General features: G+C 65.7%; 14 protein-coding genes and 1 tRNA gene. 3 read left to right on the top strand and 12 right to left on the bottom strand.

The features are described from left to right. Positions 1 to 143: 143 nt before the first annotated feature. The 3 genes from ACN0SE_RS12295 to ACN0SE_RS12285 all read right to left on the bottom strand — a co-directional run bounded on the left by ACN0SE_RS12295 (position 144) and on the right by ACN0SE_RS12285 (position 2047). Positions 144 to 980, bottom strand: coding sequence for a lysophospholipid acyltransferase family protein (locus tag ACN0SE_RS12295; protein ID WP_417524820.1), 837 nt, complete (start codon positions 978 to 980; stop codon positions 144 to 146). Beyond that, a complete protein-coding gene (locus ACN0SE_RS12290; RefSeq protein WP_417524819.1) occupies positions 977 to 1744 on the bottom strand; it encodes a GNAT family N-acetyltransferase in 768 nt (255 codons plus the stop codon). The genes ACN0SE_RS12295 and ACN0SE_RS12290 overlap by 4 nt, the downstream gene beginning before the upstream one ends. A gap of 120 nt (positions 1745 to 1864) precedes the next feature. Beyond that, positions 1865 to 2047 carry a DUF3553 domain-containing protein gene (locus ACN0SE_RS12285; protein ID WP_323768429.1) on the bottom strand — a complete coding sequence of 61 codons (183 nt, stop codon included), beginning with the start codon at positions 2045 to 2047 and terminating at the stop codon, positions 1865 to 1867. A 24-nt stretch (positions 2048 to 2071) separates the two neighbouring features. Between ACN0SE_RS12285 and ACN0SE_RS12280 the strand changes: the two genes are divergently transcribed. Beyond that, positions 2072 to 2695, top strand: a complete 624-nt coding sequence (locus ACN0SE_RS12280; RefSeq protein WP_417524818.1) for a histidine phosphotransferase family protein — start codon at positions 2072 to 2074, stop codon at positions 2693 to 2695. Between the two features lie 38 nt (positions 2696 to 2733). On the opposite strand, the gene ACN0SE_RS12275 is transcribed toward ACN0SE_RS12280, so the two are convergent. The 7 genes from ACN0SE_RS12275 to ACN0SE_RS12245 all read right to left on the bottom strand — a co-directional run bounded on the left by ACN0SE_RS12275 (position 2734) and on the right by ACN0SE_RS12245 (position 9273). Beyond that, positions 2734 to 3999, bottom strand: a complete 1266-nt coding sequence (locus tag ACN0SE_RS12275; RefSeq protein WP_417524817.1) for a glutamate-5-semialdehyde dehydrogenase — start codon at positions 3997 to 3999, stop codon at positions 2734 to 2736. A 78-nt stretch (positions 4000 to 4077) separates the two neighbouring features. Then, the gene (proB, locus tag ACN0SE_RS12270; RefSeq protein ID WP_417524816.1) at positions 4078 to 5181 is read right to left on the bottom strand and encodes a glutamate 5-kinase; all 1104 of its coding nucleotides are present in this window, start codon (positions 5179 to 5181) and stop codon (positions 4078 to 4080) included. After that, on the bottom strand, positions 5169 to 6206 hold the full coding sequence (gene obgE / locus ACN0SE_RS12265; protein ID WP_417524815.1) for a GTPase ObgE: 1038 nt from the start codon (positions 6204 to 6206) through the stop codon (positions 5169 to 5171). Before obgE ends, proB begins: the two co-directional genes overlap by 13 nt. 143 nt (positions 6207 to 6349) lie before the next feature. Continuing rightward, complete coding sequence (locus ACN0SE_RS12260; protein ID WP_417524814.1) at positions 6350 to 6892, bottom strand: GNAT family N-acetyltransferase; 543 nt, start codon at positions 6890 to 6892, stop codon at positions 6350 to 6352. Between the two features lie 427 nt (positions 6893 to 7319). Then, a complete protein-coding gene (gene rpmA, locus ACN0SE_RS12255) occupies positions 7320 to 7589 on the bottom strand; it encodes a 50S ribosomal protein L27 (RefSeq protein ID WP_417524813.1) in 270 nt (89 codons plus the stop codon). A gap of 12 nt (positions 7590 to 7601) precedes the next feature. After that, positions 7602 to 8213, bottom strand: coding sequence for a 50S ribosomal protein L21 (locus ACN0SE_RS12250; RefSeq protein WP_417524812.1), 612 nt, complete (start codon positions 8211 to 8213; stop codon positions 7602 to 7604). A gap of 223 nt (positions 8214 to 8436) precedes the next feature. Continuing rightward, positions 8437 to 9273 carry a hypothetical protein gene (locus ACN0SE_RS12245; protein WP_417524811.1) on the bottom strand — a complete coding sequence of 279 codons (837 nt, stop codon included), beginning with the start codon at positions 9271 to 9273 and terminating at the stop codon, positions 8437 to 8439. A 192-nt stretch (positions 9274 to 9465) separates the two neighbouring features. Between ACN0SE_RS12245 and ACN0SE_RS12240 the strand changes: the two genes are divergently transcribed. Then, positions 9466 to 9555: transfer RNA gene (locus ACN0SE_RS12240), tRNA-Ser, on the top strand. Between the two features lie 449 nt (positions 9556 to 10004). Here the strand turns inward: ACN0SE_RS12240 and ACN0SE_RS12235 are convergent. Together ACN0SE_RS12235 and ACN0SE_RS12230 are read right to left on the bottom strand one after the other, a co-directional pair. Then, complete coding sequence (locus tag ACN0SE_RS12235; protein WP_417524810.1) at positions 10005 to 10454, bottom strand: hypothetical protein; 450 nt, start codon at positions 10452 to 10454, stop codon at positions 10005 to 10007. Further along, entirely contained in the window at positions 10451 to 11005 is a 555-nt protein-coding gene (locus tag ACN0SE_RS12230) for a hypothetical protein (RefSeq protein WP_417524809.1), read from the bottom strand. The genes ACN0SE_RS12235 and ACN0SE_RS12230 overlap by 4 nt, the downstream gene beginning before the upstream one ends. Positions 11006 to 11573: 568 nt before the next feature. Between ACN0SE_RS12230 and ACN0SE_RS12225 the strand changes: the two genes are divergently transcribed. Further along, positions 11574 to 11990: a hypothetical protein gene (locus tag ACN0SE_RS12225; RefSeq protein ID WP_417524808.1), complete on the top strand. Its 417-nt coding sequence runs from the start codon at positions 11574 to 11576 to the stop codon at positions 11988 to 11990. Positions 11991 to 12061 lie beyond the last annotated feature (71 nt).

Here is a 12061-nt window from a genome sequence, read left to right as displayed (position 1 = left end):
CCCAAGGCAGGCCCCCCCCAACTTCCTCTTGCCGAAAATACCCTCGGGGGAGTCCTCGCCTGCGAGGACGGGGGCAGAGCCCCCCACATCAAACAAACCTGCGGGCGCAGCCCTCATTTTTGCAGCGGCGGGGCACATCCCCCCTAGCGCGCCAACCCCGCCGCATGCGCCCCGCGCACCGTCTCTTCCAGCCTGCGCGCCAGGGTCTTGCGGTCCTCGAAGTCCGCAACCTTCAGGGCCGGATGAAAGATCACCTCTGCCGCCCCGTGCCGCCGCGCCACCAGCATCGCCAGCATGTGCTCGCCAAAGGACATTTCGCCCCACCAGCCGTAGAACCGCGGATCGGCGCCCTCTGGCGCGCGATAGATCACCGTCACCGGCTGGATGAACAGCGCCTCGCGCAGCGCCGGGTCGAAACAGGCGGCAAAGAGCGTGGGCTTGAAGGCCAGCACCCGCCGCCCGTCGGTCGAGGTGCCCTCGGGAAAGAACAAGAGGTGATGCCGCCCCCTCAGCCGGCTGCGGAACAGCTCGGTCTGGGCCCGCGCCTCGCGCCGGTCGCGCGAGATGAAGACCGTGCCGGTGGCCCGCGCCAGAAGGCCGATGCCCGGCCAGCGCGCCACTTCCGCCTTGGAGACGAAATAGACATCCCGCGCCGCATTCAGCACGAAGATATCAAGCCAGGAGGCATGGTTGGCGACAAAGGCGCCATGGTCGCGCATCGGCGTGCCGTGCAACTGGTGGCGCAGTCCCAGCAGCCGCAGCACCCCGCGGCAGACCACCACGGTGATATAGGGCGTGACCGGCCGCCGCTTGCCGAAAAGCGGCCATTCCACCAGCCGCACCAGCATCAGCAGCGCCAGCCCGAAGCCAAGCAGCAGCAGGATCGGCACGCCGCGGCGCGCCACCCGCAGCCAGTCGCGCAGGCCCGTGGGCCGGGCGAGCTCGGGCGGCGGGCCGTCGCCGCTCCAGGTCGGGGTCATCGCCGCGCCCCGGTGCTGGCGTAGATCTGGCGCTGCTTGGCGTTCATCCTGGCGGTGTCCATCACCAGGCAGACATCGGTGGTGTTGAAGGCATGGTCGATCCAGGCCCCCTCGCCCACCATGCCACCGAGCCGCAGGTAGGCCTTGATCAGCGCCGGGGTCTGCAGCATCGCCTGTTTGCGGTCGATTTGATCCGGCGGCAGCAGGTCCATGTGCTGGTACTGCGCAGGCCGCGCCCTGACCCGCAGCTCTTCCGGCGCCAGATGGTTGTGGTAGAGCGAGGACAGCGGCTGCGCCAGCGCCTTGGCGTCGGTGCCGTGGAAGCTGGCCACGCCGAACAGCACCTCGATGGCATGCTCCTCGACGTATTCCGCCAGCGCCTGCCAGAGGTGGAACATTGCCGCCCCGCCGCGATAGTCGGGGTGCAGGCAGGACCGCCCCAGCTCCATCAGCCGCCGGCCAGAGGCGCGCAGCGGGCCGAGGTCGTATTCCTCGTCGGAATAGAACTGCCCCATCGCCGCCGCCTGATCATCGCGCAGCACCCGGTAGACGCCCACCACCGGCGCAGCTTCGCGGGCGGTGTCATACAGCAGCAGGTGGTCGAAATAGGGGTCGAACCTGTCCCTTTCGAGCCGCGCGCCATGGTCGACCATGGCGCCGCCGCCGCCCAGCTCTTCGACAAAGACCTGGTAGCGCAGGGCCTGGGCCGCGCGGATTTCGTCCTCGCTTCGGGCAAGCCTGACGGAAAACTCCGGTGTGCTCATGATCGTCCCGCTTTGCCTTGGCTCTTGCGCGGTTGATACTGCGGCCCGGGCGCAATGACAACGTACTGCCGGGCCTTGCCGCGCCGCGCTTAAGAGGCTGTTAACCAAAGCGCGCTTAGCCTAGCCTTCGAAGACGGGGTCAAGCGCGATCCTGTTGCCATCGATTACAACCTTGCCCGCTTCACGGAAATTCACTGTTATCTTGCCTGCGATATTCGATTGGACCTGCCCGACCCCCCAATCCGGCCGATCCGGGTGCCGCACCAGGTTTCCCGGTTCCAGCAAGGCATTCATGTCGGTCATCCGTCGCACCTCCGGAGGATAAAGATGATCCCCTATACGGCAAAGCTTGCCTCACTGATAGCCTCGCGCATCTGTCACGATCTGATCTCGCCGGTGGGCGCGATTGCCAACGGGCTCGAGCTCATGTCGCTGGGCGGCGCCAAGAGCGGCGGGCCGGAACTGGCGCTGGTGACCGACAGCTGCGAATATGCCAGCGCGCGCATCCGGTTCTTTCGCATCGCCTTCGGCGCGGCCTCGGACAATGCGCTGGTCTCGCGCAACGAGATCCTGATGGTGCTGCAGGCGCTGAGCGATGCCGGCCGGGTGTCTTATGACTGGAGCCCCGGCGGCGACCTGCCCCGGCGCGAGGTGCAACTGGCGCTTCTGGCCATGCAATGTGTCGAGGCGGCGCTGCCGCGCGGCGGCGAGATCTGCATCGAATACCAGCCCGGTCATTGGTCGGTCACCGGCCTGGCCGAACGCGTGGTGCCCGACCCGGCACATTGGCAGCAGATGGAGCGGATCGCACGCTCGCCGGCGCCAGAGAGCGAAGAGCCGGTCGTTGCGCCCAATCACGTGCAATTCGTGCTGCTGCCGCTGCTCGCACGCGACATCGGCCGGAAGCCGCAGGTCGAAGAGGCCGCGGGGCGGTTGACCCTCACGGTCTGACGCCCTGCGATGATTTTGTTCCGGGCGCCCGAACCGGGTCAGGGCCGCGTGGTGCCCTCGCCCTCGACCAAATACTTGAAGCTGGTCAGCTGCGCCGCGCCCACCGGGCCGCGGGCATGCATCTTGCCGGTGGCAATGCCGATCTCGCCGCCCATGCCGAATTCGCCACCATCGGCGAACTGGGTCGAGGCATTGCGCATCAGGATGGCACTGTCGACCCGCTGGAAGAAGCGCTCGGCGGCGACGTCATCCTCGGTGATGATGCATTCAGTATGGCTCGAGCTGTACTGCCGGATATGGGCAATCGCCGCGTCGAGATCTTCGACCACCCGCGCCGCGAGGATCGAATCGAGGTATTCCTTGCCCCAGTCGGCCTCGCCTGCCGGCACGGTGCCGGGGATCTTCTGCAGCCGTTCGTCGGCGCGCACCTCGACACCGGCGTCGATCAGCGCGCGGATCACCCCCTGTCCGATGGTGTCGACGATGTCGCGGTGCACCAGCAGGCATTCGGCGGCGCCGCAGATGCCGGTGCGCCGGGTCTTGGCATTGAGCACCACGTCGAGCGCCTTGACCGGATCGGCGTCCTTGTCGAGGTAAACGTGCACGATGCCCTCGAGATGGGCAAAGACCGGCACCCGCGCCTCGCGCTGCACCAGACCCACCAGCCCCTTGCCGCCGCGCGGCACGATGACGTCGATGAAATCGGTCATGGTCAGCATTTCGCTGACCGCCGCGCGGTCGCGCGTCGGCACCAGCTGGATCGCATCTGCCGGCAGCCCGGCCGAGGTGACACCCTCGACCATCGCCGCATGGATGGCGCCCGAAGAATGAAAGCTCTCTGAGCCGCCGCGCAGGATCACTGCATTGCCCGCCTTGAGGCAGAGCGCGCCGGCATCCGCCGTCACGTTGGGGCGGCTCTCGTAGATCACCCCGACCACGCCCAGAGGCGTGCGCACCCGGCGGATGTGCAGCCCCGAGGGCCGGTCCCATTCCTCGAGCACCGCGCCCACCGGATCGTCCTGCTCGGCCACGGCGCGCAGCCCGTCGACCATCCCCTTGATCCGGGTCTCGTCGAGCATCAGCCGGTCAAGCATCGCCGGGCTCAGGCCCTTGTCGCGGCCGAACTCCATGTCCTTGGCATTGGCGGCGATGATCGCGTCGCGCGCGGCCCAGACCGCGTCGGCGGCGGCGGTCAGCGCGGCCTGCTTGGCCTCGGCCGGGGCATAGGCCAGCTCGGCGCTGGCGGCTTTTGCGCGGGCGCCGATGTCGGCCATCAGGGCGGGGATGTCTGCGAGGTCTTTCATGTCGGGTGCCTTTGCTGGGCCGGGGTCCAGAGACTTTATGCCTCCGGCGGAGGTATTTTCAAACAGAAGAAGCGCGGATCACAGCGCCATGTCATCACGGTGGATCAGCACCGCCCGGCCTGGGTAGCCCAGCAGCGCCTCGATCTCGTCGGAGCGGTGGCCCTTGATGGTGCGGGTCTCGGCGGCGGTATAACGCGTCAGCCCCTGACCCAGCACGTGGCCGGCGCCATCGGTGATCGCCACCGGATCGCCGCGCCCGAAGGTGCCGCTGACGCCGCTGACGCCCGCCGGCAAGAGGCTGCGCCCGGCCTGCAGCGCCTCGACCGCGCCGGCATCGAGCGCCACCTCGCCGCGCGGTTTCATCGCCGCGATCCAGCGTTTGCGCGCCGCCTGCGGATCGATATGGGCGGTGAACCAAGTGGCATTGGCGCCGTTCTTCAACGCCTGCAGAGGCCGCAGCGTCTCGCCATGGGTGATCGCCATGGCGCAGCCCGCGGCGGTGGCGGTCTTGGCGGCCATCAGCTTGGTCTTCATGCCGCCCTTGGACAGGCCCGAGCCGGCGTCACCGGCCATCGCCTCGATTTCGGGGGTGATCAGGTCGATCACGTCATAGCGCCGCGCCTCGGGGTCGGTGGCGGGGTTAGCGGTGTAAAAGCCGTCGACATCGGACAGCAGCACCAGCACATCGGCCCCGACGGTGGCGGCGATCTGCGCGGCCATGCGGTCATTGTCGCCATAGCGGATCTCGTCGGTGGCGACGGTGTCGTTCTCGTTGACAATCGGCACCGCACCGAGCGAGATCAGCGTTTCCAGCGTGGCGCGCGAGTTGAGGTAGCGCCGCCGGTCGGTCGAATCCTCCAGCGTCACCAGCACCTGCGCGGTGGTCAGCCCATGTGGCGCCAGCGCCTCTTCATAGGCCCGCGCCAGGCGGATCTGGCCCACAGCGGCGGCGGCCTGCGACTGCTCCAGCGGCAGTTCGGAGAGCCCCAGCCCAAGCGCACCACGGCCCAGAGCAATCGAACCCGAGGACACCAGGATCACGTCGGCCTTGCTCTTCAGCCAGGCCACATCCTCGGCCAGGGCACGCAGCCAGTCGTCCTTGAGCGCGCCGGTGGTGCGGTCCACCAGCAGCGCCGAGCCGATCTTGATGACGATGCGGCGGGCGTCGGTCAGGGTTGCCACGTCTCGGGCTCCTCGTCCTGCGCCTGCTGCCGCAGCTTGTCCTCCGAGATCTCGGCGCGCAGCGCGCGCAGCACCTCGGTCACCCCGTCGCGTGCCACACCGGACATCATCATCACCGGCCCGCCGACCTCGGCCTCGAGCGCGGCCTTGGCCTCCGCCCGTTCCTCGTCATCGAGCGCGTCGATCTTGTTGAGCACGGTCACCCGCGGCTTGTCGGCCAGGTGACCGCCATAGGCCTCGAGCTCGTTGATGATGGTGCGGTAATCCTCGGCCACGGCCTCGGAGGTGCCGTCGACCAGGTGCAACAGCACCGAGCAGCGCTCGACATGGCCCAGGAACCGGTCACCGATGCCGCGCCCCTCATGCGCGCCCTCGATCAGCCCGGGAATGTCCGCCACGACAAACTCCGCGCCGTCGACGCCCACCACCCCGAGGTTCGGGTGCAGCGTGGTAAACGGATAATCGGCGATCTTCGGCCGCGCGTTCGAAGTTGCCGCGAGAAAGGTCGACTTGCCGGCATTGGGCAGGCCCAGAAGCCCCGCATCGGCGATCAGCTTGAGCCGCAGCCAGATCGTCCGCTCCACCCCGGGCTGGCCAGGATTGGCACGGCGCGGCGCCTGGTTGGTGGCGCTCTTGAAATGCAGGTTGCCGAAGCCGCCATTGCCGCCCTTGGCCAGGACGATGCGCTCGCCCACCTCCATCAGCTCGGCAATCACCGTCTCCTCGTCCTCGTCCAGCACCTCGGTGCCCACCGGCACCCGCAGAATGATGTCGTCACCATCCTTGCCGGTGCGCTGCTTGCCCATGCCGGGCTGGCCGTTCCTGGCAAAGAAGTGCTGCTGATAGCGAAAGTCGATCAGCGTGTTCAGACCGTCGACCGCCTCGATGATCACCGAGCCGCCATTGCCGCCGTCGCCGCCATCCGGGCCGCCGTATTCGATGTACTTCTCGCGCCGGAACGAGACCGCCCCGCCGCCACCGGCGCCGGAACGGATATAGACCTTGGCGAGATCGAGAAATTTCATGGCATGCGCCTCATTGATTGCTGCACCGGCGATAAAGAAAATGCGCCCCGGCCTCAAGCCTTGGCGCATCCCCTGCTTCTTCTGTTTTCAAATACCCTCGGGGGAGTCCTCGCTTGCGAGGACGGGGGCAGCGCCCCCAAACCTCACCGCAGCTTGCGCAGATAGGTCCATGTGGGCACCTGGGCGCCGCGGGCCAGCGAATAGCTCTCGGCGTCGCCGATGTAGTTGAAGCCGCAGTTCGTCAGCACCCGCGCCGAGGCCGGGTTGTCCTGAAAGACCGATGCAAACATCGTGTCATTGTCCATCGGGTTGGCCTCGACAAGCGCCCGCACCGCGTCAGACGCAAGCCCGGTGTTCCAGAAGGCCGGCGCCACCCAGTAGCCGACCTCGGACTGGTTGCGGTCCATCCGTTCGAGCGAGATCAGACCCATCAGTTCCGGCCCGTCCAGCCGCGTGCCGTCCATCGCCCAGACATCCTCGAGCCGGTCGGCTGCCATGGCGCGGGTGACGAAGGCTTCGGTCACCCCGGGCGGCAGCGGATGCGGAATCGAAGTGGTCATGCGGGCCACGCGCTCGTCGGAGGCATGCATCTCGATCAGCCCCATGTCGGACCGGCGCAGCGGACGCAGGTCCACGCGTTCGGTTTCGATCAGGGGTTGAACAACCAGGTGTTGCTGGGCGGTCATGCAGTTCCTCCTCAAAAACGGCAGTCTCGGGGGGCGGACCGGAAACCGCGCCGTCAAGGCGAGGTCCCGCGCCCCCTGTCACGGGGTACTTTCAGTGGTGTCCGGTCGGGGCCAGACCCGGAAGCGTGTCACCGAACCTGTTCAGATTACTCCGAAAACATGGCATAGAGATGGCAACGCGCCCGGGCTGATGCAAGAGGTCGCTCGCAGGATCCCGCCTCCTCCGGGGTGCGGCTGGCGCCGCCTGGATCCTTGATTGACTGTCCTGGCTCATCCCGCATTTCTACCAGAAAATGACAAATTACGGAAAGACCAAATCGCCGCAGGCGCTTTGACGCTTCTGTCACGAAAAATCAGGCCCGCACGACAAAGCGGGGACCGGCGTCTGCCGATCCCCGCTGTTTGTCATGCAAACCTTAAGGTCGGCTTACTCGGCGGCCTCTGCGGCGGGCAGGACGGAAATGAAGGTCCGACCCTTGAAGCCCTTGCGGAAGGTCACATTGCCTTCGACAGTGGCAAAGATGGTGTGATCCTTGCCTTGGCCCACGCCTTCACCCGGCCACCACTTGTTGCCGCGCTGACGCACGATGATGTTGCCGGGGATCGCGCTCTGACCACCGTAAAGCTTGACGCCAAGACGGCGTCCGGCAGAGTCGCGACCGTTGCGGGAGGAGCCGCCTGCTTTTTTATGTGCCATGGGGTACTCTCCTTATTTCCCGGCCAGTTCTTTGGCCTGTTGGGTCCATTCCGGCTTGACCTTGACGGCATCGAAGCTGTCGACGTCAACCTCTGCAAGCTGGGCGAAGCTGGTGATCCCGGCATCGTTCAGCTTTTTCGCGGCCGCGGGGCCCACACCGGTGATCTTGGTCAGATCGTCGCCGGCGGCGGCTTCGGCTTTCGGAGCCTCTGCCTTGGCAGCGGCTTTCTCGGCTTTCGGTGCGGCGGCAGCGGATGCGCCCGCCACGGAGCCTGCGCCGATCGCGGCCTTGACGCCCGACTTGTCGGCGCCTTCGGCCAGGATGTCGGTCACGCGGATCAGCGTCAGCTGTTGACGGTGGCCCTTGGTGCGCTTGGAGCTGTGCTTCCGGCGGCGCTTGACGAAGTGGATGACCTTGTCACCCTTGATCTGGTCGATCACTTCGGCCTGAACCGCGGCCCCGCTGACGAGCGGGCTGCCCAGAACGGTATTGTCACCGCCCAGCATCAGCACGTCGTTGAATTGAACCTTTTCGCCGGCATCAGCAGCCAGTTTCTCGACGCGAAGCATATCGCCCGAGGAAACCTTGTATTGCTTGCCGCCCGTTTTGAGGACTGCGAACATCCGTCTCTTCCTTTGTTTCCGCGTTCTGTGGCCCCGGTGTCCCGTGTTGATGATCAGGGCTCTGGCCCGGATCGCCGCGAACAGCGCGCCCCATGTCGGAGCGTCATGAATATCAAACCCCGCGAGGCATGGCCCGGCGGGGTCTGCGCCTTATTCAGAGGTTGGCCCCCGCTGTCAAGTGATTTTCCGGCGCTTTGGCGCCCCGATGCCGGTCTGGCGGTGTCTACAGCTCCTGGGCAGTCATCTGCCGCGCCAGCGCCAGGCCCAGCGCATAGGAAATCTCGCCATACATCCGGTCGAAGCCGGCAAAAAGCGCCCGGTTCAGCGCCCTGCCCTGATCGCTCGAGGCCATTTCGACATAATCGCGCAGCGCCGCCTCTTCCAGCGGGCGGTAGGCCAGCATCATGTAGGCAAAAAGCCATTCACGGGTGTCGCTGCGATTGTCGGCCTCGCTGTCCCAGACCACTTCGAGGATCTCCTCCTCGCTCATCTCGAAGGCGCCGCCATCGACCAGCCCGGCGTAGAATTCGTAGCTCGAGTTCATCGCGCCCACCACATTGGCGTCGATCAGGTCGTTGGCTTCGATGAAATCGGAGATCAGCTGCAGGCGGCTGTCGGTCCCGGTCTCGTCGGCGCTGTCGCGATAGGCCTCGCGCGCGGCCTCCTCGACGCTGTCGTCGATCATCGCCTCGCGGGCCGAGATCTCCAGCCGGATCACCTCGCGCCCGGCCTCGGTGGCAAAGAACGCGGCCAGCTCCTCGAGCGAGAGGTTCTCGTCGGCCCAGGCGCTGGCAAAGCCGTTGCGCACCGTGGCTTCCATCCGCTCGGTGTCATAGATCCGCTGCACCACCTCGGTCCAGCTGCGACCGCCGCCGCCGGGCAGCATGTCGGCCGCCAGTTCCGCGCCATAGTCGAGCCCCTCCTGGCGCATCACCGCCACCGTCTCGGGCAGGCCGAGCTGGTCGAGCAGCGCATCGGTGGCCCGGGTCGCCTGAGCCCAGACCGGCGAGGTCAGGGTAAGCGCGGCGGCCGTGGCGAGAGGAAGAATGCGGTGCAGCATGCAGGGGCTCCGATCGGTGTGTTTCCATGAATCTAACCTCTGCCCGCCCGGTTTCCAAGCCGGCCCGCCCGGCAATCTGCGCAGGTCCCGGTTAACAGCATCAAAACCGGCCCGGAAAAATGCAGAGAAAAGTTCGGATTGCCGCTTGCGCCCCGCGAAAAGACGGATTAAACGCAGCCCCCAGACCCCCGCGGAGAGGTGCCGGAGTGGTCGAACGGGGCGGTCTCGAAAACCGTTGAGCCTTCACGGGTTCCCAGGGTTCGAATCCCTGTCTCTCCGCCACTTTTGGCTCGGCGCAATGCGAATACGCCCATAGAAACAAGGCATTTCAGCGCAATGCGCCTGCAAATGCCTGTTAATTTACTCCACATTTTGCTCCACTTTTTTTGCGCCCGCGAAGTTATATGGTCAGCGGTTAGATCTTCGCGCCCATCTCGGTGGGCTAGGAAGCGCGCACCCTGCCCAATCTACTGGCCCGGCCAGATCAGCAGAGCACCGTGGACGATCAGCAGAACTGAAATCGATATTCGGATAGAGTTTCTGCGCAGCCAGACATGAGCGCGGGTGCAGTATTTCATCGCTTTCTCCTATGAGGGTGATGGCGCGCCGGCAGCTTCGTAGCAGCGAAGGAGTGGTGATCATCGCCGGCGCGCCGAACGCCGGGAGATCCGATCCCGGCGCCGGGGCCTCTCGGCCCCTCAAGGGACGGCGCCCGGGAGGGCGCCGTCCCATCATTTCGAGTCGATCATGCGGATACTCATCTTGATCGCTTCGGCGAAGTCGATCGCCCTCCGGACAGCTTGATACAGCTCCACGAGCGGCGGCAGGGCTTCCTGGAGCGCCTCCGCAGCGGGCGAAAGCTGCCTGTGCCGGTCGAAGGCCAAGGAGCCGCCGATCAGCTCCTCGGGCGGAATCTGGATCTTCTCCTCGGTCGTCCCGGCGGCGATCTCGCCACGGATCTCGACGATGGCGATATCGAGGTAGTCGGCGAGGCCCTCGTCGATGTCGGTCTCGTCGTCGAGGTGCTCAATGGTCTCGCGGACCATTCCCCGCGCGCCGGCGCCGAGATGCGGCATCACCCATTGGGCGAGGTGCCGGGGCATGCTTGCACGCCGTTCGATGACCGCGCGAACAAGATCGACCTGGTGCTCGACGAGGGTTTTCGGCGGAAGCGCAGTCATTGCTGCACCGCCTTTCCCGCGACGACGCGACGCGGTGCACGCCTTTCGACTGTAAAGCCGTGCCCCCGGCCCGCACCTGCCCGGGAACGGCGCTCGGCCCGGCGGTCGGTCGCGATGTCGCGCTCAGCGTGGATGCGTCCGCGCACGGCGTTCATCGCTGCGAGGGCTGACCCAGCGAGGCGCCCGAGCACCGCCGAACCGGTGGCCCGGCACACGGCGAAGCCGCTGTGGTTCAGCGGCACGAGCAACCTGCGCGCGCCGACGAAGCGGGTCGGCTCATTCAGCCCCACCGAGAGGTAGTCCGCCCGGCGACGGACATGCACCTCATAGCCGATGTTGGACCGGCGACGGGAGGTGGTGCCGTAGGCGAGCAGCGCATAGCGCTTGCCGCCATGCTCCTCGAGATCGAGGATCAGGCAGGGGCGCGCCTTGGGGCGCCCGGTATGGCCCTCCTCGGCGAGCGGAAAGCGGAACGAGACGATGTCGCCCGGCGAGATGTGGTCCTGCCACGCCGGGGCCATCGCGAAGGTGGTCTGGGTGCTGTCGAGCATTGTCGGTGTCCTTGAATTGTGGATGTCCGACGCGCCCGATCTTCCCTCTATCCTATCGGCCGGGACCTTCCGTCGTGCGCGTCACAAGGCGCGCGCACGACGGAAGGGGCAGGCCCTGCTCCCCGGTCTGGCCCTTCTTGCTGGAGTGATGGGGAGAGCGTCGAGAGGGGTGTCCCCTCTCGACGTTGGAGGGGCACGGCGGCAAGGCCGGCCGTTCACTCCACAACGCATGAAGCTCAAAACCGGAAAGGAACCGGGTCATGCACCGTGGCGGAAATCCCGCATTCCAGAGGGGTCCGAACGACCTCTTGCTGACCTTCACACCAAATGCGGCGAAGGTCTGGAGCCCAGCCCATGCGCGACATTCGCGCAAGACGCAGCCTGACGTCAGGCACCGACGCGAGGGGCGGAAACGGGTCATCCTCTGCGCTTGCAAAATTGTTCCTTTGAACCTCGAAGAGCTGCCGTGGATTTGGGCTCCAAAAACTTTAACCCTCAATGCTAGTATACGCCAACAGCAGGCGCTATATGATGTAGAAAGCGGCGGGGCGACGACAAGGTGTAGACGATGAGTGATGAAGACACCGGCAATGAGAAACCCAAAAGTTTCGACATTTCCAAGTTAAACATGGAAATGAGCGATGAAGACCGGGCGGCTGCGGATGAACGCCTGAGGGAACAGTTCAAGGAAATGACAGAAGGAAGCGCTGTTATGAAAGACGCGTTGCGCGGCATCGGCGGCTTCAGCGCTTTGCAGGACGCCGTGGGTTCCGTGAACAGTCTGCAAGATGCGATCAAAGCCAGCGGAATTGGCAGCATACAAGATGCGATCAAGGCCAGCGGTATCGGTAGCGTGCAGGAACAAGTGCGCGACGCTATGAGCGGCTTGGCGACAAGCGGTATCCAAGATCACCTGTCCGCCGTGACAGGCGCGGGCGTCTTGGACCAACTCAACGCCGAACATGCGGAAATGGAAGAAGTGTGAACAGGCGTGCAATTTTGACCCCGTAACGGGGTGATCGGCGTCCAAAAATGACCCCCTTACACTGATGTGGA

The sequence above is a fragment of the Marinovum sp. genome, assembly GCF_048263515.1.
Classification (GTDB): Bacteria; Pseudomonadota; Alphaproteobacteria; order Rhodobacterales; family Rhodobacteraceae; genus Marinovum.
Note: the sequence above shows the minus strand (reverse complement) of the source record. Positions and strands in the feature narration are given on the sequence as shown.

Excerpts from the sequence above, each read along its gene's own strand:
- ACN0SE_RS12295 (WP_417524820.1), bottom strand. The coding sequence starts at position 980 with ATGACCCCGACCTGGAGCGGCGACGGCCCGCCGCCCGAGCTCGCCCGG.
- ACN0SE_RS12290 (WP_417524819.1), bottom strand. The coding sequence starts at position 1,744 with ATGAGCACACCGGAGTTTTCCGTCAGGCTTGCCCGAAGCGAGGACGAA.
- ACN0SE_RS12285 (WP_323768429.1), bottom strand. The coding sequence starts at position 2,047 with ATGACCGACATGAATGCCTTGCTGGAACCGGGAAACCTGGTGCGGCAC.
- ACN0SE_RS12280 (WP_417524818.1), top strand. The coding sequence starts at position 2,072 with ATGATCCCCTATACGGCAAAGCTTGCCTCACTGATAGCCTCGCGCATC.
- ACN0SE_RS12275 (WP_417524817.1), bottom strand. The coding sequence starts at position 3,999 with ATGAAAGACCTCGCAGACATCCCCGCCCTGATGGCCGACATCGGCGCC.
- obgE (WP_417524815.1), bottom strand. The coding sequence starts at position 6,206 with ATGAAATTTCTCGATCTCGCCAAGGTCTATATCCGTTCCGGCGCCGGT.
- ACN0SE_RS12260 (WP_417524814.1), bottom strand. The coding sequence starts at position 6,892 with ATGACCGCCCAGCAACACCTGGTTGTTCAACCCCTGATCGAAACCGAA.
- rpmA (WP_417524813.1), bottom strand. The coding sequence starts at position 7,589 with ATGGCACATAAAAAAGCAGGCGGCTCCTCCCGCAACGGTCGCGACTCT.
- ACN0SE_RS12250 (WP_417524812.1), bottom strand. The coding sequence starts at position 8,213 with ATGTTCGCAGTCCTCAAAACGGGCGGCAAGCAATACAAGGTTTCCTCG.
- ACN0SE_RS12245 (WP_417524811.1), bottom strand. The coding sequence starts at position 9,273 with ATGCTGCACCGCATTCTTCCTCTCGCCACGGCCGCCGCGCTTACCCTG.
- ACN0SE_RS12235 (WP_417524810.1), bottom strand. The coding sequence starts at position 10,454 with ATGACTGCGCTTCCGCCGAAAACCCTCGTCGAGCACCAGGTCGATCTT.
- ACN0SE_RS12230 (WP_417524809.1), bottom strand. The coding sequence starts at position 11,005 with ATGCTCGACAGCACCCAGACCACCTTCGCGATGGCCCCGGCGTGGCAG.
- ACN0SE_RS12225 (WP_417524808.1), top strand. The coding sequence starts at position 11,574 with ATGAGTGATGAAGACACCGGCAATGAGAAACCCAAAAGTTTCGACATT.